The sequence below is a fragment of the Cupriavidus sp. 09_S30 genome, from assembly GCF_056930435.1.
The window spans coordinates 1039040-1064087 of sequence record NZ_JBXOWI010000002.1 but is presented as its reverse complement, the minus strand read 5'-3'; the positions used below and the strand labels follow the sequence as shown (position 1 = coordinate 1064087).

The 25048-nt window shown below is 56.8% G+C and carries 17 protein-coding genes and 1 pseudogene; 3 read left to right on the top strand and 15 right to left on the bottom strand.

Going from position 1 to position 25048, the window contains the following annotated elements; all coding sequences use genetic code 11:
- Positions 1-144: 144 nt before the first annotated feature.
- Positions 145-735 carry an HAD domain-containing protein gene (locus tag AC1Z3O_RS24905; RefSeq protein WP_483518531.1) on the bottom strand — a complete coding sequence of 197 codons (591 nt, stop codon included), beginning with the start codon at positions 733-735 and terminating at the stop codon, positions 145-147.
- A gap of 204 nt (positions 736-939) precedes the next feature.
- On the opposite strand from AC1Z3O_RS24905, the gene AC1Z3O_RS24900 reads away from it, so the two are divergent.
- Positions 940-1476: a DUF6471 domain-containing protein gene (locus AC1Z3O_RS24900; RefSeq protein ID WP_483518530.1), complete on the top strand. Its 537-nt coding sequence runs from the start codon at positions 940-942 to the stop codon at positions 1474-1476.
- 282 nt (positions 1477-1758) lie between these two features.
- Here the strand turns inward: AC1Z3O_RS24900 and ligD are convergent.
- The 5 genes and pseudogenes from ligD to zorA form a co-directional block, all read right to left on the bottom strand.
- A pseudogene (gene ligD, locus AC1Z3O_RS24895) lies at positions 1759-1955 on the bottom strand (non-homologous end-joining DNA ligase LigD); the annotation flags it as partial.
- A 22-nt stretch (positions 1956-1977) separates the two neighbouring features.
- A complete protein-coding gene (locus AC1Z3O_RS24890; RefSeq protein WP_483518529.1) occupies positions 1978-5844 on the bottom strand; it encodes an SNF2-related protein in 3867 nt (1288 codons plus the stop codon).
- Positions 5844-7559, bottom strand: a complete 1716-nt coding sequence (locus AC1Z3O_RS24885) for an EH signature domain-containing protein (RefSeq protein WP_483518528.1) — start codon at positions 7557-7559, stop codon at positions 5844-5846. The genes AC1Z3O_RS24890 and AC1Z3O_RS24885 overlap by 1 nt, the downstream gene beginning before the upstream one ends.
- Positions 7553-8257, bottom strand: coding sequence for a flagellar motor protein MotB (locus tag AC1Z3O_RS24880; RefSeq protein ID WP_483518527.1), 705 nt, complete (start codon positions 8255-8257; stop codon positions 7553-7555). Before AC1Z3O_RS24880 ends, AC1Z3O_RS24885 begins: the two co-directional genes overlap by 7 nt.
- 1 nt (position 8258) lies before the next feature.
- Positions 8259-10262, bottom strand: a complete 2004-nt coding sequence (zorA, locus tag AC1Z3O_RS24875) for an anti-phage ZorAB system protein ZorA (protein WP_483518526.1) — start codon at positions 10260-10262, stop codon at positions 8259-8261.
- Between the two features lie 443 nt (positions 10263-10705).
- Here zorA and AC1Z3O_RS24870 point away from each other — a divergent pair, with 443 nt between their 5' ends.
- Complete coding sequence (locus tag AC1Z3O_RS24870) at positions 10706-11491, top strand: GIY-YIG nuclease family protein (RefSeq protein WP_483518525.1); 786 nt, start codon at positions 10706-10708, stop codon at positions 11489-11491.
- Between the two features lie 189 nt (positions 11492-11680).
- The gene (locus AC1Z3O_RS24865) at positions 11681-11860 is read left to right on the top strand and encodes a tetratricopeptide repeat protein (protein ID WP_483518524.1); all 180 of its coding nucleotides are present in this window, start codon (positions 11681-11683) and stop codon (positions 11858-11860) included.
- A 19-nt stretch (positions 11861-11879) separates the two neighbouring features.
- On the opposite strand, the gene AC1Z3O_RS24860 is transcribed toward AC1Z3O_RS24865, so the two are convergent.
- The 9 genes from AC1Z3O_RS24860 to AC1Z3O_RS24820 form a co-directional block, all read right to left on the bottom strand.
- Positions 11880-12815, bottom strand: coding sequence for a hypothetical protein (locus AC1Z3O_RS24860; protein ID WP_483518523.1), 936 nt, complete (start codon positions 12813-12815; stop codon positions 11880-11882).
- A complete protein-coding gene (locus AC1Z3O_RS24855) occupies positions 12812-13669 on the bottom strand; it encodes a hypothetical protein (RefSeq protein WP_483518522.1) in 858 nt (285 codons plus the stop codon). The genes AC1Z3O_RS24860 and AC1Z3O_RS24855 overlap by 4 nt, the downstream gene beginning before the upstream one ends.
- A 138-nt stretch (positions 13670-13807) precedes the next feature.
- Positions 13808-14035, bottom strand: coding sequence for a hypothetical protein (locus AC1Z3O_RS24850; protein ID WP_483518521.1), 228 nt, complete (start codon positions 14033-14035; stop codon positions 13808-13810).
- Between the two features lie 35 nt (positions 14036-14070).
- Entirely contained in the window at positions 14071-15615 is a 1545-nt protein-coding gene (locus AC1Z3O_RS24845) for a DUF2357 domain-containing protein (protein ID WP_483518520.1), read from the bottom strand.
- Positions 15616-15630: 15 nt separating this feature from the next.
- The gene (locus tag AC1Z3O_RS24840; protein WP_483518519.1) at positions 15631-16236 is read right to left on the bottom strand and encodes a hypothetical protein; all 606 of its coding nucleotides are present in this window, start codon (positions 16234-16236) and stop codon (positions 15631-15633) included.
- A gap of 4 nt (positions 16237-16240) precedes the next feature.
- Positions 16241-17887, bottom strand: coding sequence for a hypothetical protein (locus tag AC1Z3O_RS24835; RefSeq protein WP_483518518.1), 1647 nt, complete (start codon positions 17885-17887; stop codon positions 16241-16243).
- Positions 17888-18667: 780 nt separating this feature from the next.
- A complete protein-coding gene (locus AC1Z3O_RS24830) occupies positions 18668-19978 on the bottom strand; it encodes a PDDEXK-like family protein (protein ID WP_483518517.1) in 1311 nt (436 codons plus the stop codon).
- A gap of 86 nt (positions 19979-20064) precedes the next feature.
- Positions 20065-20997 (bottom strand): GIY-YIG nuclease family protein, encoded by a 933-nt coding sequence (locus AC1Z3O_RS24825; protein WP_483518516.1) that lies wholly within the window; start codon positions 20995-20997, stop codon positions 20065-20067.
- A 540-nt stretch (positions 20998-21537) separates the two neighbouring features.
- Positions 21538-24921 (bottom strand): TM0106 family RecB-like putative nuclease, encoded by a 3384-nt coding sequence (locus AC1Z3O_RS24820; protein ID WP_483518515.1) that lies wholly within the window; start codon positions 24919-24921, stop codon positions 21538-21540.
- Between the last annotated feature and the right edge of the window lie 127 nt (positions 24922-25048).

Below are 25048 nucleotides of genomic sequence, written 5' to 3'. Positions count from 1 at the left end.
AATTAATTGAAAACAAACACAATAATTTACTAAAATTTCAATAGAATTCATCTGAAATCATTCTAGTCAACGTTTCATCGCGCCGCAATGGTTGCGAGGTTTTGCACGTCTGCACCCGCCCTTCCCCCCATCCATCTCAAAAGGCTATCTGCTGCGTCTAGAGGGGCGACATTGGTCCCGCTCCAGCTTTGCGGCATGCCCGACCTCGACCCGAGAGCAGCCCATCTCGTTGACTGCGAGGGACTCAAGCGGCAGTACGCCGTCGACGGCGAGCAGGGCAAGCAGCCTTTCACAGGCGCCGGCAGAGGCGAGTCCAGCCAAACCGTTAACGATGCAGGAGTTCTCCGCGAGCGCGGGTGGAACCTGCCGATAGTCCCAATCCAGCAGGACCGGATTAACCGGCTGCCGTCGCAGAAGGTCACGGGAGAGCCATTGCCTCCTCGAGTCAAGTGGCCTTCGAACGCGCAGCAGTCGGTTGCCTGGCCAAGTGGCACCCCTCACGTGTGCCTGAACGAGCGGCGGCAGGGCTTCTACGGAGGCGCGATATCCAACCAATGGCACCCACCAGCTGTGCACGATGATGACTGTCTGTGGACATGCCTCGATTACGCGCTCGAGCAAGTCGTTGTGCTCGAACAGACAATGCCCAGGTACCTGCAGCCGTGGCCATCTGCCGCGTCCGAACGTGACATGGTTCGGATGCAGGACGCCATCGAAGCTTAGATATAGGGTCATGACCGCCTCCTCCGACAACACAAGAGGACCAACCAGAGACTGCGGACTGTGTTTAAAATGCAGTCATCCAGAGTTGGCTATGGTCGAGTCGAGCTCGCCTTGATAGGCGACTTTGTTCTGCTTGTTTAAAGCCGACCCCCGAAGGATTCAGCGCCGCATCAGGTGGCCAGTCATTTGCTTTCATTGTTAAGGCTGATAAATACTGTGGCCCACACCGACACGCCGTGGACGCGTTTGGCCGCGCGCACCGCGCGTGGCCTCCTCGCACGAAAAGGCTGCACATATGAAGAACTCGCGGCGCGCTTGAGCGACATGGGCAACCCCGAGTCCTTTCGAAGTGTCGAGAGCAAGGTGCAGCGCGGCTCTTTCAGCCTCGCCTTCTTCTTGGCGATACTTCAGGCCGTAGGGGCGGAATGCCCCCCACAATGGAAAAGCTTCATTGACTACGACGAGTCTTGGGAGATAGCTGCTACCCACATCCTTCTCCACGAGGTCAAAGCTCACGGCATGGGCATCGACGACGTTTCGAGTCGCCTTCAGAAGCTGGGAATCTCCACAGGCAGCCGGTCGCTAACGTCTCTGGTATCGGGTGGCGGATTTCCATTCACCCTGATGCTGCAGTTGGCACTTGTTGCACCAATCGTCGAACTGTCACGGTTCGTTGACCATATCGACATAGTGAATGCCGCGACCGAATCCACAACAAGACATAGCGCCAAGCCCACAAGGCGAGCCCAGTAAGCCGCAAACGTCCGGCAGTGAGTCCAAACGATGTTAGCGGTGGATGTCACTCTGTGTTGCGCTTGTGCGCGAATTCAGTCACCGCGTGTGGCAAGACATTGCTCTAGTTCTGCTTGTCGTCTCACCGTGGTACGTATAATTACGCACCTAAACTCTACGTCGCCTGACAGCAATTGCAAGCCATTTCTCTTCTACGTGATAGACAGAAAATCCGCGCGGCAACTTTGTGCAAAGCTGCTGGCGGAAGTGAACACGCTCCAGTCTCTGGCAGGAACCCGGCGTCGACAGCAAGGCCGGGTGCCCAGGCCACAGGCTCGGGTCGAGTTCCTTGAGCCCCGGCATCGCTTCTGATAGAACAATTCTCCCGCGATGCCGTCGGGCGCCCTCGCTAACGAGAGTGGCCGAACTGCGAGGTGGGGCAGCATCCACTCAGCGACGCTTTCGTAGTAGCGGACCAGGTCGAGTTTAGTGAGCCCGGTCGGGAATGGTGACCTTGTACGGCTAGACCACGTCCGCAGAGAAATGAGTGAGGTCCTGCAATACTTCATCAAACTCATGATTAGAAATCGGGTGAGCACCTATAAGCTCTTCGAGACGTGACCTAGTCACAAGCTCCACTTGGTTCGCCTCAGCCTGCGTCACTGCGGCACGCGTAAAAGCTTGGTTTGTCACTGCGAGCCTACGGAATTTTGTGCCCCTGAAGCGCGCTTGGTAGCGAGCAGCACCCGCCGTTACCTCCTTGACGGCGTCCCAGCCAACTTCGGCCGACTTCGAGCTCTTGCACTGGAGCAACTCCCCTTCTCGGCCTTTGAAGGCAACCACGTCGATTCCCCCGTCTCCCCCCCTCTTGGGCGTCACGGTGGCCTGGAACCCTTGCTTGTTCCACAGGAGGCAGCAGAAAACCTCAAAGGCCTCACCATCCATGCGGTCGACGTCATCCATCGTAAGGTATCGCTTCGGGATGGCCTCGCCAGCGCCGCCCTCGTCAACGAGGTCCTTGAAGCTTGCGTCCTTACCGGCACCATTCAGCATAGCCGTCAAACCACCATCATCGAGGGTTGCTCCCGCCAGACCAGCTTTGCGCTTGAGAAGCTGGTCCAGCCGGACCTCAAATGTGCTGAAGTCGTCGGCAACCACGGTCGGGCAATACACGAAGACATCCCGCTCCTGCCCAATACGAAACGCCCGGTCGGTTGCTTGAGCCTCCTTGGAAGGGTTCCAGGCTCGGGTGAAGTGGAAAACGTGGTTGGCCGCGGTTACGTTCAATCCAGCGCCGGCTGCAAGGGTCGACAGGATGATGACGTCGAATCCCGGCTTTGACGAGAACTTGTCTATGTATCCCTGGCGCCCTTGCGAGTCGCCGTTGATGATGTATGGGCGGATGCCGAAAGTTTCTTTGAGGAAGTAGTACAGCGCTGCCTGCGCCTCCCGAAGTTCCGTGAACACAATAGCCTTTTCGCCTGCTGCTTTGACCTCGGCGAGATGCTCAAGAAGCCAACCCAGCTTTGGTGAGTTGGCAAGATGCGCATCTCGTCCAGACTTGTCGACGAGGAACTTCGTACCGGGCAAGCAGTAGGGCTCAGCGCAGACAGCCTTCATGAGATGTAACGCGCCAAACGACAACTGCGCGCGCTTTCGCCCATTTGACTCCTTGGCGGCATCCTGAAGTTTCTTCAAGCCACCCTTGTAGAGGATGCGCTGGTGCTCTGTTAGAGCGATTTCCAGGCGCTCCTCAGCGTCAAGGGCAGGCTTGAACTCCAGCTTGGCCTGCGCGACCTTCTTTAGCGCAAAGTACTTCTTCGGCAGGTCAGCCGCAATGCCAGCCTTCGTGCGACGGAGTGTCTGAGGTGCGATGGCAGTCTGGAGGCGCTTGAGTGCTTCCTTCTGTTCCTCGGTCTCACATTCAATCGGGCGCCGATAGGCCTTGCCGAAGTCCTCCAGAGCACCCAGCAGGCCCGGCTGGACCAGGTCAAATAGACACCAAAGGTCGGCCAGAGAATTCTCGACCGGTGTACCCGTACACGCAATGCGGAAATCTGCCTTTAGCTTTTTCGCGGCGAGCGTGACCAGCGTCCCTGGGGTCTTGATGCGTTGAGCCTCATCGCAAATGAGAAACGCAAAAGGTTGCTTGGCCAACGAGAACTCATATGAGGTCAGTATCTCGTACGTGGTGATAATAACCTTCGCGGTCCCAACCCAGCTTGGCTTCAGCAGGTCCTCAATGCCTTTGTCCCGCAGCTGGCCGTCGATGAGGCTAGGTGGTTGCTTGCGCTCCTTCAGCTCATCGCCGTAAAGAACCAAGACTTCCGGGAAGGAGTCATTGAAAAACTTCTTGGATTCGTTGGCCCAGTTTTCGAGGAGGCTCTTGGGGGCGAAGATGACCGAGGGAGCGGCATCGGGATTGCCCTCGTAGTACCAAGCTAGTACCGACAGCAGTTGCAGTGTCTTCCCCAACCCCATGTCGTCCGCCAACAAGGCACCACGGCACTCGGTGGGAGCCTTCGAAACCAAGTGCTGAAACCAAGTCACACCTTGGTGCTGGTGCCTCTTGAGCTCAATGCCTGGTCGCAGACACTTGGGCAGCTGAGCTTGCCAGTCGTCCGGCAGCGAAAGCGATGTCCTGCGCTCCTCGAAATAGTCAACGCCATGGAAGTTGGTCTTGACCAAGAGCGTTTGACGGGTCTTCTTCTCCTTCGCCTGAGAGGTACGTTCTTCTTCAACTCTCTCCTGGGCTCCGACCATACTCTTGAAACTATCAGCAAGCGTACGCGCTTGTGCAGTGGCAATCGGAGTCGGAAGGCTGGCATTTTTGACCTCGGGAAGCCCCCCATCCTCGGCCTGTTGCACCTGCTTGTCGAATTCCTGCACCCACTCCTTCGCGAGAGGCACCAGCACCTGGCCTTCATGCCCCTGCAGGGTCACCTTGACCATCGGCGTCAGGTCCGACGGCAGCCAACCGCTATCCTCCTCGCTTTCCTTCTTCCCCTTCTGGAAAACGGGAACGTAGATGGGCTTGGCTGCGCCAATCCCTTCGACACGTCCGCTATAGCCGTCTAGCTCGTAGATGTCGTCGAAGCTAATGCGCTCGGCCGGCTGTGTACGCCAAAGGTGGGCCAACTGAAGTCCCTGCTCAAGCTGCACAGTCGATTCTGCATCGACGGTCAGGTCGTACTCGTCCCAGGGGAACCGTTCCCGGTCCTGTTCCAGAGCTTCCTTGAGCGCCAGCAGAAACGCATCTAGCTCGTCAACAGACTTGCACCTCTTGCAGTCCGTTCTAGCCGAACCGTCCCCATAATGCTCCGTGACCAAGAGGTCGACCGTGTTCAATCGCCCATGCTCGGTTCTGGCAACAATGCTGAATACGGCAGCCACCGCCCCAGCTTCGGCACGGTCCGCCTCAAACTCGTCCGTATTCAGTACTTCATGTGCTGCGTCACCAAGAAAAGCGAAGGGGTTATGAATGAATTTCTCGGCCTTCGCCCCGGCTACGCGGCGGCCAGGCATCTCACGTTTGATGACGTTGAGCACCTTCCGAACTGGCTCGGAGATGACGACTCGTATGCGCCCCGAGCCCCGCGTGAGGTCGTAATGTGGCTGAACCGAGTTGAACCCGTCGAAGGCAGTCAACCAACCGTCGGGAGCCCCCTCAAACGTTGGAGAAACGGTAAGTACCCGACCGAACGGCGTGTCTTCCTTTGAAAGGGGGAGGCGTAGCGTGTCGGGCGTCAGAACAAGTGTCGTCTCGAGATACGAGCTCGCATATAGAGCCCCGGCCCGGTCGGCAATGCGCCGAATTCGCCCCCAGGCCAGCTCATGAGCGTGTTGCGTCCGCTCGCCATCAACGCGGTTACGGAATGCAGATACCTCTGCTGCCGTAGCCCATGCAGCGGCCGACAGCATCTGCGACTCGCCACCCACTGTCGCCACTGCACCATCCAAGCGTTCCAGGTGAACTTGCTTGGCGCCATCGGTCCAACCTATCATCGTAAGCTCGAAGTCTCGGTCGGACAGCTTTCCCGAGCTGTCAAGCACAGGACGCAATGGCCCCTGCGGAGGAAGGCCTAGTAGCTTAAGTGCACCGACGTGTTCTGCAGAACCTTGCAGGTCATAGAGGTCACCCCATCGAATGAGTGCGCCCCTGCGGTCTAACCGACAACGGTCTTCTGCTGCGAGCTGCGCCAGATATGCCCCCGAGACAGAGTCATCAGGACCGGCATCATGTATGGCCTCGAGTAGGCCGTCGGCCGTGGACTCGGTCAATTCACGTGCGAACTCAATGCGTACGCCCTCTTGAGTCCAGGAGGTCATCAGTGTCGGTTTATCGGCCTTGGGTGCGGCCGCCCGCTTGAAGAAATCGAACAACCCCATTAGGTCTCCGGAAAATACCAGGCTTGCTGACTATTGGCCCACTTGAAACCGAGTGCCCTTAACTCAGAGCCAAGCTGCACCCTTTGCATTGGGTCTTCGACCCATAACCGTCCACTGCTTACGTTCCGCTTATCAACTATCGACGCTCCGCGAAAGCGGCTCATCAATCCTCGCAGGGTCGCCATATCCGGACCTCGACCCAATGGGGCCGACGTCCTTGTCGATGTGTTGGAGTTCGTCGTATAGTCCCTTGCCGCTGACGAAACCGATGCTCCCGCTGGGGAGAATCCTCTTTTGATGTCATGGCTGTCTGGCCGAATTCCAAACTGACGTAGCTCCGCTTCAGCCCTCTCATCCCAACCTTCGCGGTGCACAATTCGAAGTACGTAATTGGTGCTCTTCAGGTCAGAACTATCCCCTTTGTAATACCGGCTGTAGCGTTCGAACGGAAGCTGGTCGGCCTGATAGATGTAGCAGGCATTCGGCTTTTTACTAAACTCAATGATGAGATAGGGACCAATCTGCATCATGAAAGCATCCACTTCCGAGTTGCCCGTTAGCTGTGCGTAGGCGCCTTCCTCTCGAGCAATCAAGTCCCGAATTCCAGGGTTGGTACGCCTGAGCGCCATCGTGTCAGCGCCAAACACCAGCCACGTCCAGCCAATCTGCTTGAGATACTTCGACCAGAAAGCCAGTCGACCCTCGTCCGCGTTGTTTCGAGCTGCCAGTATGTCGAAGAAGTCCTTTAGATTTCGCTCGTTCACCCAGCTTAGCACCATGTGCCATACCGGGTCGGGCACGCGGTTCCAGGCGGTTGCTATCCCAGCTGCCTTCAGCTTCGGATTCTTCCACACTGTTGGCTGACAGACGTAGTCCCGCAGGCGTTCATCTTGCGGAGCGGCCTTGCATGCGTGGTACCGAATCAGGATGGCTTCCAACGCTTCGTCGCGGAAGCCGGGCTTCCCTTGGATAAGCTTGAGTAGCTGGGGAAGGAGCCGTCTAAACTCTGCATCGCTCTCCGCCGTTGCGCGTCGCACCACCCCCAGAACTAGGGCGTGCCAAAACCAGCTCGACGGCGAGATACCCAAGTCCTCAGCGAGCCGGTCGGTTGGCCTGGTATCGCCTCGAAGATATGCATGCGAATACTTGTCGACAGGTCTCGCTGACAACACCTCAGATTCTTTGCGAAGGACGTTGACCCAATCGGGGACCTGGTTTTTTCCAGCCTGTTTGTCAATCAACGGCCAAGTCCTCTCTAGGAATGACCGAAGGGCCTCCCAGCCGGACCGCGTCGCATCATCTTTCGCAAGATTCGGGTCGAAATTGAAGTATGAGTAAAGCAGTCCGTGCCAAGTAAGCCGCCAAAGGTCTCCTCGCTTAGCCTCGGATTCGTACAAGCCCAGAAGCGCCGGGAACCGCCTGGCCCCAAGCACCATCGCGCCATCCTGCTCGCGGATAGGCTCGCCAATGGCAGAGGCCACCAGGTCTCGTTGCCATGAGTCCAGCTCCTTGCCTCGGAGAAAGCTCAGCGCAGCAGCGTACGCATCTTCTTTCCTGGGCTTGGCCGCTGCAAAACCTTGGAAGATGCGTTCTGCTTCTCGGGTTGGCTTCTCAACGAGTTCAGGTTTGCCGAACTCACCGGAGTGCAACCCCATCGACTCGATGGCGGCGACGAGGTCCCGGTTAAGCTGTTGCAGCGCGGCAGCGGCTAGCACTTTCCGAACTCCTTGCCTTTGAGCACGTCGCTAGCCTCGGGCTGCTTCTCGTCAAGCCCCCAAAAATCGACTTTGAACTCAACGCGCCGGCTCTCTGCCTTGTCTTTCTTAATGGAGTTGAAGGAATAGCCTCCAACCAGGAAAAGCTCTTGCACCTTTCTAAGCTGCTCCGAACTCAATGCGTCACCAGAAGAAGTGCTTTGAAACAGAGCACAGACCACGCTACGACTTCGGTCTAGGCTCAACTGCAGGTTGTAGAGGTATGTCCCATCCTCATCCGTAAAACCCTCAACCACGACGCTTCGCATCCAGCGCTGGCCCTCGGGTGTACCTTTCGCTTTCAGGAGGACAGGGATGTAGCTACGCAAGAACTGGCCGGCGGGAACGCTGATGGTGTAACTGCCGCTATCAAAGCGAACCTCCTTGCCCAGGTCGATACGGTAGTTCTGCTGGTCAACGCCCACACTACGGCTCTTCGGGTCGTTGGCAATCATTGCCATCACTTTGTTGATAGCCGCAGCTCGCTCGATGGTCGCACGTGTCGCTGCATCAATGCTCTGTGTTACTGCAACCAGCGTCACAGCCATCACCACGAGGAAAAGCACCATCAGCGCGGACATCAAGTCCGAGAAGGAAATCCAGAATGGACTCTCCCCTTCATGTTTGCTTCCTCGCTTGAGGAAGATTCGAGCGAACATGTCAGTCCCTCTTCATGCGCTGTACGGCATTCGCAAGTTCCTGCACGACCCCGTTAAGATGCCCAGTGCCCTGCGCGAGATGGCGGTCGGTCTCAGCAATCGTGGACTTCACTTGGCTGACCAGGGAATTACCAAAGTCGGAGAATGCCTTCACCAACGCGGCGTTGACTTGGTCCAAGTGCAGGCGAGCCTCTTGCTCTGACTTCCGCATCGCTTCGGCACTCGCCGTGATGCTGGAAACAAGCTCTTGGGACACACCAGCCTCCCTCTTGACTGTCTCGATGAGCCCCATAAGAGCAGCTACTTGAGTGTCAACGGTCTTCCTGGTCGAATCGTACTGCTCGAACCCACGCTGCACCGCGGTCGATGCAGCCTGCAACGAAGCAGCAGCGGAAGACAGCGTGTCTGCGACTTTGGTCGAACGCTCGAACACGGCCGACACCGCACCACCTGCGGTCTCGAAGCGCTGAGCTGCGGAGCCCATGGTCAACGCTCCTTGATTCATGCCATCTATTGCCCGTAGCGATACCACTCCAAGTGCGTCGACGTTCTGTTGAGTTTTCGCGACCTGCTCCGAAACGGCGCCCAGCAATGTCTCCACCTGTGTCGTCAAGCCGCCGACCAGCTGATTGGTCTGGCTAGCGAGCCGGTCATTTCTTCCGGCCTCCTCTGCGGCTGCGGCCTTGCGCGTGCCTTCGAGCCTGTCCATAGCAACAGCCACTTCGCCGAGAACTTTCATCACAGCCTCGTCCATGGCTTGCTTGGACTTGCGCTGCTCCTCGGTCACCAGTCGCCGGAAGTCCTGAACGAACTCGCGCATCTGGTCCGTGAGGAGTTGCTGGTTGTCCGCAGCTTTCTTCATAGCGTCCTCAAGCGTGCCGCTCATTTGATTGGCGGCCTGCTCGTTAGTCTGCTTGATGTCGGCAAGAAGTCCCTGAAGCGACGACTGAACAGCGGACATCGAATCCATCGACCTCTGCATCTGTTCGTTGATGCCGCGCATTTGACCACCGAAAGTATCTTCCAGCTTGGCCATGAATCCGGTGAGCAGCGTCTCAAGCATCGAGTTGACCTGCTCGCCATTTCCGCGGGCCGTCACCTCCATAGCCTCCCCAACGCGCTTCATCGGCTCCGCAATGGCAGAGGAAATAGACTCGCCGATGTGCTTACCGAGCGCCAAGGTCGATGCTTCTTGGGCAGCAATCTGTCGGTCAACGAGGTTCGTCATCATCTTGTGGAGGTCCTCCACAAGAGCGTCCTTCAGTTGAGCGGTGCTGGTAGCGTTTTGCTCCGATGACTTGACCAATCTGGCCAGGTACTCCTCACCCGCGCCAGTCGAGTAGAGGCTGTCGATGGCATGAGTGAGGTGCTCAACCAGCCGATAAAGATAGGCCAACAGGAGACGACTTATGAAGACCACCAGCATTGCGCAAGCAATAGCCGTCCCCGAAGCGACGAAGGCATGCTGAACACCAAGCAGCAATGGGCCCAGACCATTTACAGCATCCTCAATGGGGGTCGGCTTGAACTGTTGAAGGCCATCCAAAAGTCCCGCGAAGGTGCCAATGATGCCCAACCCGGTCAGCACACCGGGAAGATGCCGCGTGAAGTCGTCGAACATACGTCCATCAACCAGCACCTCGCGAGTAAACATCGACTCGGCGGGCACGGTCGCACGGACTTCAGTAAGGGCGGCGGCGCCTGAGCCTGCCACACGCAACTCATGCAGCGTGTCGGCATATTCGGTCCAGAGGTGCTTGAGTGGCTCCCACCGAAACGCACGACCAACTTCGGCGGGGTCGGGAGCACCTTCGTCCTTGCGGAGCGCTCGAATTGCCCGCAGCGTCGACCAAATCTGCCACCAGACTTGGGTTCCCTTGTATGCGTAGCCAACCAGGAATGCTACCGTCAGCAGAGCGACAAAAAGGAACACGTACAGGGGTACACCATGGAGGCTGGCAAGTGATGGATGAAGCGCCTCCAATATCTTTGTTGTTCCGTTCATGCCCTCTTTTTCCCCGTAGAAACAGCCTTTCTCTGGCTCCCAACCTCATCATCGCTAATGCCGTGCGTCCGGCAAAAGTCGTCCACCAAGACTTCAAACATATTGGTCAGGCTCCTGCGCTCTTGCGCAGCGGCGGCCTCGAGCTTGCGCTTCATCGTGGGAGTAACCCGAAAGCTCAGGGCCACAGTCTTTTCAGCTTCCATAGACGGCGTTGGCGTTTGTATAGCAGTCCACCATACATTTTGCCCTCTCAGAAAGCCATCACCCAATTGGAGGGAGGCCGATTTCGTGCATGACCGATTTCATTCCACAGTGGCCCCCTTGATTGTGCGCCATAATGCATATTTCGAGGTATGGGCTTTACTCCGATGACTGGACGAATACCCACGCCCGAGCAGCCCGGATAGACTGGCCTGTTCTAACTCTCATGACCACGAGCAGGCATGAACAGACTACTGGGAATCGGTTTTCAGGTTGCTGGACATTGGCTGCTTAACGATGGCCGCTTGCGTATTGCCATTCGGCAGCACGGTACGCAGCGAAACGTGCTCTATGCGTTTGTCTGCGATGGCGAGGTGAAGTACGTTGGCAAGTCCACTCAGATGCTTCGAGAGCGGATGGCAGGGTATGTCTCCCCCGGCCCCTCGGCAAGGACCAACTATCGAGTCCGCCAGCGCATTCATGAGCTGGTATCTGCTGGGGCGACCGTCGAGGTCTATGCACTCCCGGACAGCGGTCTGATGCACTATGGCCCGTTCCACTTGAACCTCGCCGCTGGCCTGGAAGACAGCATCATCCGGACACTGAGCCCAGAATGGAATATGACTGCAGGCCGCCGGAAGCAAGGATGCACTGAGACCCTAGGCGCGCCAGGGGAAGTGGACGGAGAAGAACGCGCTGTGGAAGCAGCACAAGCCGAAATCGTTGAAGCGGCGCTAGGGACATTCGACTTCAAGCTTCAGCCCACCTACTGGAAAACAGGCTTCTTCAATAGTGGTATCGCCTCGTCCCCACTGCTGGGGGCTGATGGCGATACGGTGGAAATCTTTTTCGGTGATGAGCAACAGCCCATGTTGGGTACGATTAATCGTAGCGCCAACCCGAATAGTTCTCCACGCATCTTTGGTGGGCCGGCCCTCCGTCAGCGGTTTCAGACGTTGCCCGAAATGACTCTAATGGTCGCAGAAGTGCTATCTCCTACGTCGATTCGACTCAAGACTCGCACTTGAGTCCCATCCTCCCGCTGCGGCACGCCAGACTGCGACTTTGGGCAAGCATCCCGATTCCAAAGAGGTCACCTTTCTCTATCCCTTGGCAAACACAATGCCGCCACTGCGGCGGGTGCGGAGGCGTTGACTGTGTTCGACATAGCCCCGGAACACTTCCCGGCCGATTGCTAACTCCATTTCAACCGGGCCGTGGTACTGGTGGAACGTTCTCGCGATGTGGACGCTGCAAGCAGCTACAGAAAATGCCTAGAGCTGAATCCGGGCTACGCTGACGCCCACTTCAACCTGGCTCGTCTGAGTGAACTGCGCGGCGACAAACAAGCTGCAGTGCGACACTACAATGCGCACCGCCGGCTCTGCAGTAGTTGATGGATGTGAGGCCTAACCGTCAGAGAATTCCTGCTCCTGTCTGCGACTTCAACAGGGCAGCCAGCTGGGGCCCGGACTTCAACTTCTCAACGAACGAGCACCCTTGGCCACCACGTTGCCAGTAAGGGCAGGCCAGGAAGAACGTATCTAATAGCCCGACCGGATTCTCCTTCTGCCTCAACACCATGTGCTCGCCGTGGACTGGGCACGTCGCCAACTCGATTCCCTCCCCTCCCGCGTTCAAATCGGAGCGCACGGCCTGGAGGCGGTCTGAAATGATTCTTTCTGCACGGGGGTTGGTAATGATTTGGTTGAACTCATCAGCGGTCATCTGGAACTCAGGAGCCGACACATCGGTCATCAGTCCGTAGTCACCGCGCTGCAGTCTTTCTTTGTGGCTGCAAGCGCCCTTGCCGGAGACTTGAACGTACCAGCCCGTGCATCCCCAAAAGAAGTCGCCCGGCCGTGCCACGCGTAAGTCGCGCTGCCATTGCAGCTTCATCTGACGCCCACACTTCGGACACTTCTTGCCAAGAGTGTCTGCAAAAGCGTTGTACTGAAGAACGTGAGTGGTATCAAGGTCGACCTCAACCTTCTGAATCAACTCCTCTGACGCAAAAATCTTCTCGGCGGCGTTGACCTCCTTCGCCTGACCTAGGGCATCCAATAGCTCTGCTCGCTCCTCCCTGAGCACCTCCCATCGCGCCCGTTCCCGGGTGGAAAGCGTCCCGTGACTCATCCGTCGATTGCGCAGGTCCATGATTTCATCATTGACATCGCGCAGTCTCGCTCGCCTCTTCTGAGCGTCATCTACTGCTTGCGTTTGTGTGAGGCCTCCGCGCTTCCGAAAATCCTCGTAGCCTTGCCGAATCTGCTCAATGACCGTTGTTGCCGTGTCTTGCAACACACCAAGCACTGTCCCCAGCCCATTCGCCAGTCTCGTCAAGAAGCTCATATCGGCTCCCTTACCAATTCCCGTTCTTGTTGAAGCAACCGCAGCGCCAATAGGCGCTCTCGGTGCGACTCATAGCCCGCCGTCAGGGCTGCCTGATTGATAGTGCGGTCAAATGCCAATCCGCCGACAAACGCCACAGGAATGGACCAATGGCCGCCACCCAACGCATAGACCGTCGCCCCAATCAATTGAGTGACCGCGATGCGCTGGCTGCGCCGGGCCAGCGCCAGCTTGAATGCATCCATTGATTGAGCACCGATGCTCAACCTGTACCCTTCATGCGCAACAATCGCCGCAAGCGGCAACAGTGGATGGAAGTGGTCAAGGAACAGTTGAGTCACTGACGTATCCGCAGCGCTTACGGCGTCCCCCACATGTTCTCGGAGCATCTCGTCGGAGATGCCGCTATCCCAAACCAGGCCGCTGTGAGCCACGTCACTGGTAGCCAGAATCCGGATGTCGGGATAGCGTTCGAGCGCCGTGTGAATGTAGCCAACGCTGTCAGTCGCTTTGAGTTGAAGGTACCCGACGACAGCACCGTGCTTATCAACGATGCGCAAATCCCATCCCGGCTGCGTCATCGATTCGGCCAGCAACGCGGTCTGCCCGTCATGGAGCAAGAGGGGACCAACCTGCATGCCCGCATTCAAGCGGTCAGCAACCAAATACTCGAAGTATTTGCCTTTTGCCGTGTTTACCGCTCCCTGCAACGCGTCACCACTCAGGGAGAAAAGATGAGTTTCCGTGAGCGATGGGTTGGTCTCGTAAATTGCTCGCAACAACAAAGGGTCCACATCATCGGGACCATCGCCAGCTGCTATCTCCACCGATGCAACTGCGACAGTCAGGTCCAACAGCGACTCTCGACTGTTTCGCGCAAACCGAATGAAGGCGCACTGGAACGCTTCTCCGGGCGGGATATCCCGCTTGCCGCAGTACCTGTCCGCTAACGTGCGTAGTTGAAACGAGGGCTGGTATGTCATGGCTCGGATTTACAGTTGACGCAACTTGGCCACCTCGACCTTCAACCTCTGCAGGTCCGCAACCCAGCCCGAAGCGGAGATACCTTCTGGCTCGAGTCCCAGAGCCTCTTCTATCCGCGCGATACGGCTCTCCAAGCCTTGGACGAACTGGTCCATGCCCCCAAGCACCTCCTCCACCATCAGGAGATGCTGTTCCATCTGCGCGCGAAGTTCCTTCTGTGTCACTGCTTCGAACATACGCCTCTCCTCACTCAACGTTCGCGGTTGTGTTCTCACTCATTGGCGAGCCACTCCTTGAGAATTTCGCTGATACGCGCTTTGCCGCCCCCGTCAACTCGCACAGAACTAATCGTCCCTACACGGTGCACGGCGGCAAACACATCCTGCTCCAGTTCAAGAACCGAGGCTTGCCCGGGGAGGAGCAACAAACAGAGTGCGGGCGCGACGCCGTTCACTCTCAGCGCATCATGGTAGATGTGTGCAGACTCCATGGCATCGAGTACGTTCTCTCGTCCGCTTCTCCATTTTGCGTCGAAGATGAGCGCCCGAGGCCCGTTCGGTCCGTAGTGAACGAGCACGATATCTGGTCGGCGCTCTCTTGATAAGCTCCACCCAATTCGCGTATTCGATGCCTTGATAGCTGGGAACGTGGCCTGAAACAGGACTTCGAGCCACCGTGTTTCATCAAGGTCAAAGCGCAGGGCACGTTCAGCTGAAACGGCCTTGGCTGCTACCTCAACATGTATTGCGCCAGTGACTGCGGTGACGCACTGTGTCACGCAAAGGTAGCACCATGTCTCATAGATTCCCCAAGAGGGCGGGATATGCAGCAGGTCGCTGCCATGGTCTCCTTCTACCGCGGTAACAAGCGCGCGGCAACCAAGACTGTAGGCCCGACTGTACGCAGGCTGGGCAGCGATTTGAGTCAGACCGGCAGCCGATATCTGGCCACACGTGACCTCGCGAAAGAATGGTGCAAACAACAGCTGCTGTGTGCGCTGCTCCAAGATATCCAAGTCCCGCAATCGCCGCTCGCAGCGCAAACTTTGCTCGTCTGAAGGGCTTCCAAGCTTCAAAGCCTGGACTTTTTCGTATACAGATGTGACGGCGGCTCGAAAGCGCCGTAGCAGCGCAAGCAGTGAGCGATTGGCTGGCGTGTCGAACGTTGGTGCAGAGGTACGACTATTGACTTGGAACGAATCCATCGACTCCGCGCTCAGAATCCGTCCCGTGGCGATAGCTGCTAGCCGCCGGTCTTGCAGGGATGTGTGATGCAGTCGCCTTACCCGTGAAAGAGGAAGAACCTGGGTGTCTGCAGATAGAAACCGATGAGGGGAACGCCCAATCGTCTCGACGGCGTCAAGGAACGATGGTCCGTAGGCTCTCAGGCGGGTGAGCAGAATGTCTGTCTCGTACCTGGCCGTGTTTCCGTCCCGACCAAACGACATGGTCGCCGAGGACGTCCCACTCAGCAGGGTCTGGTCGAAAGCCCTAATATCCGCAACCATCGCATCGAACTCGGTTTGACCGGTCTTGGAAGGGCTCGGACTGACGTCCAAGAAGTATTGATAGCTAACTGCGCTGGGCAGCACAACTTCTGCCGCCACCATCCCCGCGTAGAAGCTGGGCCGCCACCGGAACAGCGATGAGTGGTCACGGCGTAGCTCGACATCATCAACAAATACTCGAGCATCGGGATGCCCAACACACAGCATGTAGTCCGTGTCTTCAGTCAGCCCCGCATGAACCTGATGCGCCTGGATTTCAGCCCAGGCACCATTGTTTTCCGCGTCGGCCCTTCGAATGCGTAGTAACACCGCGCACCCTCGAAGCTATCGCCAAAAACGGGCTGACCCCGTTGCGACAAGGTCCTCCTGCAAACGCTTCACCTTTTCGCAACACCTGGTAAGCCCATTGTCCACCAGAACCTTATACGTGTCTTGCAGCGCCTTCTGGAACTTGGCAGAGGTCTCGCCGCGCAACTTCGGCAGAACCTTCGCGTACACAACATTGTCAAGCGCGGCTGCCTCCGTTGGCGAGAATGCAGACTGGAACGCGAGATAATCCAGCACGTCGTTAATTGTCCGCCAGCCGAAATGCAGGCGTACCGGCGCGAGTGCCTCGCTCAGGGCCGCGAGGAGCGCCCGAGTCTTCTCCTTTAGCTCTGGGGCAAGTTTGGTAGAGGCCCAGCCCGGGAAGTCCTGGACTCTGATATTCCAAAATTCAAGTGTGTAGGCACGGTCCAACACCTTGTCCGACAGACCATGCGTGGTCTCATCCATGTTCAGTGTGCCGATGATGGCCAGGTTGGCTGGATAGCGCGCGCGCCTCGGGATGGGCGTGGTGTCCTCGCTGAGTTGATGAAGGTCCAGCCATCCGGATGTCTCCATCGCGGACAGCACTGGTGCCAGGTACTGCTCCGGATGTGAGAGGTTCATTTCGTCAAGGATGGCTACGTAGGGTTGCTCGGGGTTTGCAGACTGCACGCAGCAGCAGGTCAAGGAACGGCGCGCTCCTGTAAGATGAGTCTTGAATGGGATTGACATAGCCGAGCAAGGGACTCGGGTCATACCAACCGGGTTGGACTGGAATCACGCGGACTCGGTCGTGGTCGTACTGTTCGACGTCACACAGCGCTTGAGCGTAATTTAGGGCCAGCTGAGTCTTACCGGACCCAGAGATACCGGTTAGCACGGCGAAATGCCGAACCGGATGAAACCAGAGGCCAGCGTGCAGTTGCCCAACCAGGGATTGCTCTAGCACCAGTTTTCCGGCAACCAACGCAGAAATGCGCTTCCATAGCTCGGCAAACGCCGGTAGTTGCGTGGCCTCGGTTTGATTTGACTTGCCCTCGGGTATTGGGCCCTTCGGCAGGGGAAGGCTCTCAGGTTTCCAGGTGACAAGCTCCGCCCAATGTTTGCCGCGTTCAGTGAGTTTTAACTGCTTCGCATCGTTGAACTCAATCACATCGAGGCTCGTCAGCCATCCGAGCAATGATGTTGGGGCAAAGTCAGACGTCCAGCCAGGGTGTACCTTCTGAAGCAATGCAATGAGGTTGGCCTTCGTCTGCGGAGCAGTGTCCAACGCCTTCACTATATGGTCGACGCCAAGAATCTTGGTCAGCAGGTGGTCGGCCAGTTCGTCCGGGTCTTGCGTCGCAAGCAAGTTGATACCACGCGCGCTGAGTCGGTAGGTGTCCCCATCGCGCTTGCACAGGTCAAACTCTCGTGAAACGACGTTGATGCCGGTGATGAGGCTGCTCGGCGCGAGTTCAGGGTTGCTCTGCCGGATGAGTTCGGCGAACTCGTCTTTGGTGACGCCGTCGCTGAGTTCAGGAAGGTACCCCAGAAGTGTCTGGAAGCCACCCTTTATAGATGTAAGTCCCTTCCGCCTCAGTGTTGCTGGCAAAGGCTTTAAAGATGCAGCCTGTTCCGTTTGGTCAACCGGAGCATCACTAAGACCATCATCGGCGATGCGCTCATAGACCATCCATGGCAGACAAATCCTCCGCATGAAGTCGATAGGGTCGGCATCGTTGACCGGCCCAAGCATTGCATCGATTTGGGCGCGAATGGCCTTGTGTGCTCTAACAGGATGGTCGTTAGTCGCCCCGCCCATCTCCTTATGTAGGAATAGCAGCTTACCGGGGTCGGCAATCGTGGTGAAGTGCTCGGGATATATAGCGCACAGGACACGATTGAGTTTCAAGCGGGGCGTGCGTCCGCAGAGAATCTTGAGGCGGTCGCTGAGTCCGTCATAGAGTGCCGTAAGTTGAATTTCCGCCGCCACGGGGTCCGATGGCAGTAGCTTTGTGATTTCGGCCGCAAACCAGTCTCGGAAATGAGCATCAGCTAGTGCGGGCGCCATCTTGACTGAGCCCATACCCGTGGCTGAGACAGGATTGTCGTCCCACAGCTTTTTCAGGAAGGTGGCGTCCTGGAGCTTGCCGGGAATCCCGGCCTTAACCTCGGCCAAAAATTCGACCAACCTCTGGTACCAATCCTGAGCACCTTTGGATACGGCAGCGCCGGTCAGAGCCGCATTTACCTGAGCTTTCAGGGCGACATCGGTTTCTTTTTTTCCGTCCAAAATTTTCCCCGTTCCTGTTCGCGTGAGAGGAAGAAACGTTATGCATGATAACGGGTTATCGTGAAATGTGATATTTCGGTCCGCGCGCAACTGCTGACGCGCCGCACCGTGACGCATGCAGGTAGTTCGGGCGCAGCATTAGCCCCATTACTCAATGATGAGTTGCACGTCGTCTGTCAGACCTGCCAGGTCGGACAGCTCCACGAGCGTCCGCCGCGCGTCGCCCTGTGCCGCGGGTCGGCGCCGTCGCCCGCCGCCGGGGTCGGCCAATGGGAAACTGGCCGACAAGCTCGCTCTGACGTTGCCGGCGTTGATGGAAGTGGGCGAGTCGAACTACAACCGGCTCGACAGGACCCGGGACGCCCTTACCTGGCACGCCGACATCTTCCGCGGCATCAACAAGCCGCACGGGACTAACCGCCACGGCACGGTTTTCGAGCCGTCCTGGTGCAGACCACCATCGACACCAATATGACCGCCTATCGCCTGACCAGAACCGGGGACCGCCAAGGGGGAGCCGGCCCGCAAGAGATTCATTGTGGGAGACGGCAAGCAGGAACCATGGATAAGGCGGCTGCCAGGCCTCTCACTGCGAAATTCTGCCGTCGGACACTGCGGGATGCGGTGGTCCGCAGCGGCGTGTCCGGTCCATCTCACGACCGGCGCTACGCCATCCTCACCTCTCTGGTCCCGAGGTAAACCCTGAGATACCTTCAATTGGGAAGCACTTTCCTGGTCGCCCCTCAAAAGCGACGGAAATTTCATGACAGCAATTTACGATTAGCGCTCCAACGCTATCTTGATGGCATTGTTTGCTCGCTCAAAGAGCTTCTCGAGCTTACCCCCGAGGTCTCCTTCTGAAACAAATTTCTGGCGTCCCAACGTCCTGTACGAAGCTTCCTGTCTACCTCGCTTCAGCTCTGGAAACTCGTCCGATAGAGAGGCATACAGGCGCTCTGCAACACCATCGTGCACGCTCTTGGGATAATAGTAGACTGCCATCCCGTACGCCGTTGTGGGCGACTTCGATTTTGGCATCCGCCAAACACTGATTAAGACAGCCCAATCACCATTTGAGTTCATGAGAGGTCCCCATGTACCCTCATGAAAACTCACATATCGCTTGCCGTACACCGATTCAAGCTCCAACCCCGGCCGGGATTTTTTGAAACCAGTTTCCACAAAGGCAAGCGACTCCATTTCAATCATTCTATCGACGATTTCCGAATGATGATTGGCATACGTCCAGATGTCACCAAAGTCGCCCCTAAGTTCCGCCGGCGTCAGTTCGGTCAGATGTTTCTTTCTGGCTAAAAGAAAGTCGTCAAGTATCGGCCTGTACTCCTGCGCCAGAAGTGCAAGCTTGTCGTCAAGCTGTTCCTCTTCCGGTGGCACATAGTCTGTCTGCCTCTGGCAGTATGCAATGACCAAAGACGCGGATTGATTGCCCCGACGCAATTGCATTTCCGCTCGGCGCGCGCCAGCCTCGAGCCACTGATAGTCTACGTAGGCCCAGCGATTTGAGAGCGCCCTATCTCGCCCACCTTCATCTTCGGGCCTGACATGATTCCGGTCTAATGCTATGTAAGCGGTCTTGAAACCGTTGAAGGCAGGCCTTCTGCGGAGTTCGCTTGCCACTCCCTCATAGTATTCCTCCAACTGGTTGGCGCCGAACCTAGAGCCGTGCTTATTCTCTACAACAATGAGAACCTCATTATCCGTATCGACCATTAGGAGGTCCAGCCTCTTACCGCTTGATAGGCCGTACTCGCGAATTAGGAAAATCGAATGAAAACCTGTGCCAGCTATGCGGCTTGGCGTCCAACACTCGAAAAACGTCCGATTGGAATATACATTTCCGGAAGCCGCCCAATATGCAGCCGTCAAGAAGTCCTTGAGAATTGCATCGCCTTGGCCGTGACCTTCTCTCGGATTGAAAAGCCACTTCAGAATTTCTGAGTGCTGATTCTCCGATGGAGATATAATATTGAATATGTCGTTTGACCGCTTCATCTGCTCGATGACATCTCCGAGCCGTGGGTCACTCACAAACTGCTGAAACAACTCGCCCTTATCCTGCGTCGAATCCATCAAGTCTGACCCCAATCGTAATATTTACGAAAGCTATTCTCACAATGAACCGGCGGCCTTCATTCCGCCTGGCGGCAATTGAGTGCCTATCTAGCCCCTCGCCGGCCAAATATCGGCCGACTATGGTCCCATAGATAGTCCTCAACGCTCTGCAATACGATAGGACGCGCCCGCTCACTGTCACGAACAGTCCAGTACTCAACCAATAGCAGGCTGCGCCAAAGTCGCTCCGGTACCCAGCGCTTCAAATGAAGCGCATACGTCCCCTCATATCCGTAGCCAAAATGCTGTTGCAACCGGCTGGCGAAGTCTCTAGAGCTTCCAACGTAAAGGGTGACGCCATCTTCCGTCAGTTCGTTCTTTCGGCTCAGCTTGTAGGAGCAAGCCGACTTTTCGGGAAAAGCCGAATGGAAGTCACCGACGCCTTCCGTCTGAAAGCGGTAGATAACGAACTCGCCCTCTGTCGGTAGCCCCCATTGGGTCAGGTAACGCTGGAATTCTTCGGCACTTTGGAAATCTGAGAGAGTGCACTCAATCCTTCTGGCGGGAGATAGAGGTAGCCTTGAGACTGCGGCGGACGTGCGTAGCATCGCTTTCCCGGCTTCAGCCGCCAGCAACTCGCCGTCAAGGCTATCCGTCAAGTATCGCCGCGTTGCCACCTCTTTTGAGGTGCCGGAGCCCATTTCGGCTACCTTGACCGTGAAGCGAAACTGCCTACGCGAACCGTCGTACTCCCCCAGACCCAAGTCTTCGAATGCTGGCACAAGATAGCAGGCAATATTCTGTCCAAAATATTCTTTCAACCAATCACCGATGCTGCCAAGTGGTGGGTTAGTAAAACTTGTACCGACAACAACAGAATTAGGTCTAGCTGCGAATTCACCGAGAAGCGCATCGATAATCTCGGCGCTAACGTGGACATTCTGCGCGCTGCCGCCATAGCGCAGTTCGATACCCACCGCCGGATTCCCACTGTACTCAAAGTTCGCTTGGCCAGATGCTGTTTTCAGTAGCTTCATTTTTACTTTATATTATCAACAAAACGTGCGCGCACTCATCTTGTTCTACTTATGCCCATGCCATTCAGGGTCGACGTCATCATCCCATGATGGAGCAAATGATACGTCCTTCCACTTCTCACTATTCTTGTCAAAGATTGCACCTTCTCGTGGCCGATGATAGCTGTATATAAGGCATGGCACGCTCTCAACCCGATACTTTTCCAGCAATTCCATGCAATCTGCCGTCGACAGAGGCGTTGTGTTCTCAAAGAACTTCGTACCTTCCCACCGAGAATCTAGAGTGAACACCCGCCAGTAGTACTTGTATATTCTTGGGTTCGGATGAGGCATGTATCCCGAGCAAAAAATCCGCAGAGGCGTCTTGTCACCGTTGCTTTCGATGGTGCGCTGCAAATTAGCTCTTGTCGGTTCCATCATACCTGCTCCCCCTTCTTACCTTTTAGGTGGCCACTTGCCGTCTTATTCCGAATCGCGCGCCTATTAGCCCCAGCAATTAAGCATCAAACTTTGACACAGTTCCCAGTTGCGCATATTAAGTCATGACCCATGGGTTGCATACTCAACAGCCCAACAGAGCGTGTTCACAAGGGCCATCTGTTCAGGTGTCCTGCAGTGAACTGACATCAAGTCAGGACTGGCGACAAGGATTGCCAGTGACTTCGCCCGCGAGAGAGCCACGTTTAGGCGGTTCTTGCTGAACAAGAACTCCAGGTCCCGAGGAACGTAGTCACCGTTGGACGTGGTCATTGACATGATGACCAACTGCGCCTCCTGTCCTTGGAATTTGTCGACGGTACCAACGCGCGCGCCTTCAGGAAGGGCGCGCCGCAGTTCGTTGACCTGCACGTTGTACGGCGCAACAATGAGAATATCGTCCAGCGTCATCGAACACGTCTCCCCATTCTTGCCGATGTAGCGCTGCTGAAGCGCGGACTTGACCAAACCCGCAACTACCGCCACTTCTTCAGGGCTTGATTGTGCGCACCCATCGTGCTCGACGGGTACGTATCTCAGACCTGTCGGGGACAAAGCAGAATGGGCTCCTAAACCCAGCACCAGGCGTTGCCCGTGGGTCGAATCGTCGGATTCAAGTCTCCCTTCGTAGACCGCTTGGGAGATGAAGGAGCATACATTCGGGTGCATCCGGAAGGTCTTTGCCAGGAAGATGCCCCGGTCCGGCGCAATGGTCGACGCCCCGCTCAACAGATAGTCCAGCGTCGATTCGCCCGAGCGTCCCGGGTGCACGCCTTGTGTCGGCTGCCCTAGTTGCATTTGGTCACCAAGCAACACGATATTCTTAGCAGCCGTTCCGATGGCAACCATGTTTGCCAGGCTAATCTGACCGGCCTCGTCGGCGAAGATGTAGTCCAGCTCCTGGTCAAACTCCGGACGGGAGAATAGCCATGCCGTCCCGGCAATCAATTGGTGCTCTTCGAGGCTCACAGCATCGTTGCTCGTAACATCAGCAATGCCCTCCACGTTGGCGAACTGGCCTTCACCACTAGACTTCTTCACTCCGCTCAACGCAAACTTCGCCTCACCAGCCGCCTTGGCGACGCCCTCGAGGAGATTGTTGATGGCATCGTGACTGTTGGAGGTAATACCGACCCGCTTTCCCGCCTGCAGCAGACTGAGAATGATGCGCGAGCCATTGTAGGTTTTTCCCGCCCCTGGCGGCCCCTGCAGGAACAGGGTGCAATTCTGCATCCCCCGGATGACGTTGATTGCCTGCGAAAGCAAATCCTGAGCCTTCGTGACAAGCTGCGCCGCGCCATTCAGCCCAGCCACCATCGGAAGCTGATGGCTCAAAAGACTCTTGATAGCTGCATAGCTGTTGTCGCCGGCAATGACAGAGTCCGCAAAGCGGTAGACTGCCCCGACCAACTCTTTGCTTCCAATCGGTCCGCTCGGACCAATCGCCATCCTCGCTTCGGGCGCCTCCGCCCTTGCACCTCGCGTAAAGCGCACAACATGAGCGACCGAGTCGACCTCGATATTTGACAGGGACTTTCCAGTTGCCACGTCAACCACGCTCGACCCCGTGCGCAGCTTGGTCTCCTGTTCCGGATAGCGGTATGTATACAGAATCGAGCGCCCTACCAGCACCGGCGGATTGGCCTCGTCGAGCACCATGCCCCCAATGCACTCCTGGTCCTCTATTAACTCGACTTCTGTCATCTCCGCACGGCGGAAGAAGTCCCACCAAGCCGGTTTTGCTTCGCGCCGATGGAAGTCCAGCAACTGGAACGTCAGATTCCGGAGCGCATCGTCATCGGAATAGTCACTCTCCTTCTCCGGAAGGTCAGAGAGCAGTGCGTCACGGTACTTATCAAGCCGGACCTCGTATTCGTTCTGTGACTCGATGGTCCTGGCGCCTTCCATCTCGCTTTGGCCCCGTCGGTTAAGCCAAGGGACATCACTCGGACGCAAACCAACCAGCCATTGCCGAAGCTCAAAGGTCGAAACCACATCGTCCTGATTGTAGTCAGCGATGCTTTGAAGGATGTTGGCATCCTGGGTTTCCTTCCACCGCTCATAGAACACGATGGACGCCCCGGCGTTGGTAACCTCACCCGTGCGCTTCCCTCGATAAAAGTGCTCGACCGACTTGATGGAATAATTCGGCGTCGACAGGCGAAGCGCCTCCCGTACGACCTGATAGAGGTCCACAAGCTTAGCCATGCGAAGCAGGTTGTCGACTTCGACACCTCGGGTGCCGTGCACCGACATCAGCTTCTTGAGTGCCGTCGATTCGTAGGGCGCATAGTGGTAGATATAGGCATCGGGGTATTGCTTGAGCCTGGCCACGACATAGTCGATGAACTGCTCAAACGCTAGCTTCTCTTCCTGGCGGTTGTGGGCCCAGAAGGCCACGAATTTCCCTTGCCCCTCATCGAAGACCCATAGCCCAAAGAGATACTCCAGGCCCCCTTCCTCTAAAGGATTGCCTTCCATGTCGAAGAACATGTCGCCGGCGTTCGGCTCGGGGAGGCGCCCGAAGCCACGCACGCCCTCCTCCTTTGTGGGCAGGATTTCGTAATACAGCCTACCTTCTCTACGTGCACGGAACTGAAGAGCCGCCTGCTGGCGGATACGTGTCAGTGTGTCATCTGCAATTTTCGGAATCGTGCGGCCTTCCGGGAGCATTGCCAGCGCTTCCAGGGTGGTGACGCCATTAGCCTCAAGCTTCTTGATTTGCACGCGGGAGATATTGGCCACCAGCGACAGGTGGTCATCTTTCTCTCGCTGCTCAGCACAGTAGTCCGACCAGTGACACTGCGCACATTTCTCACAGGGCTCAGGGTAGGTGTCAGCAGCCTCGACTTGAACCCGAGCCATGAAGCGAGACAGGACCGATTGCAAATAGCGCGCATAGTCGGCCACGCGATATGACGCCCGACGGCCGGAGCCCAGGATGACGTGCATCATTTCTGGAATGGCTTCCTGAGTCCAGGCGAGCATCCAACTGTAGAAGGCAAGCTGGATGATGAACTTCCCCCGCACGCTTCTCGCCAGCTTTGTGTCCTCCACCTCGTAGCTGTGATTGCCCAGTTTCGAAGGCTTGTTTACCTTCACCAGGAAGTCCGCATACCCCATGAAGTCGCCATGAGCGAAGGTGGCCTGGTATATAACATCCACTCCGGCCTCCATGGCTTCTCGCGTACGCGCGGCTCGCGAGACTGGTGATAATCCCACCTCAGTGACGTCGACAAACGTCTTGCCTTGCTCTCGGAGGCGTGAAACATATCGCCGTTCATGCTCCATCCCCTTACTGGCGACGAGCTCGGCTTGCTCATCTTCTTGGTTCTTGGGGACCGGGTCCGTGAAGTTGCGCAGCGCCAGCGTGATGCTGTGCTCGCACTCCAGGAACGAAACGATGTCCGACGCGGAATATAGTCGCCGCCCGTTCTTCTCTTGCATCTTTGCTCCCCTTACCCCAACACTAGTGAAGCCCACTGATTGCACGGCGGCAGGTGTCCGCCGCTACCACCCGCCCTGAGACTCAGCCTAGGAAATCCCCCCTGTCTACGGTCGGCCTGCCATCACC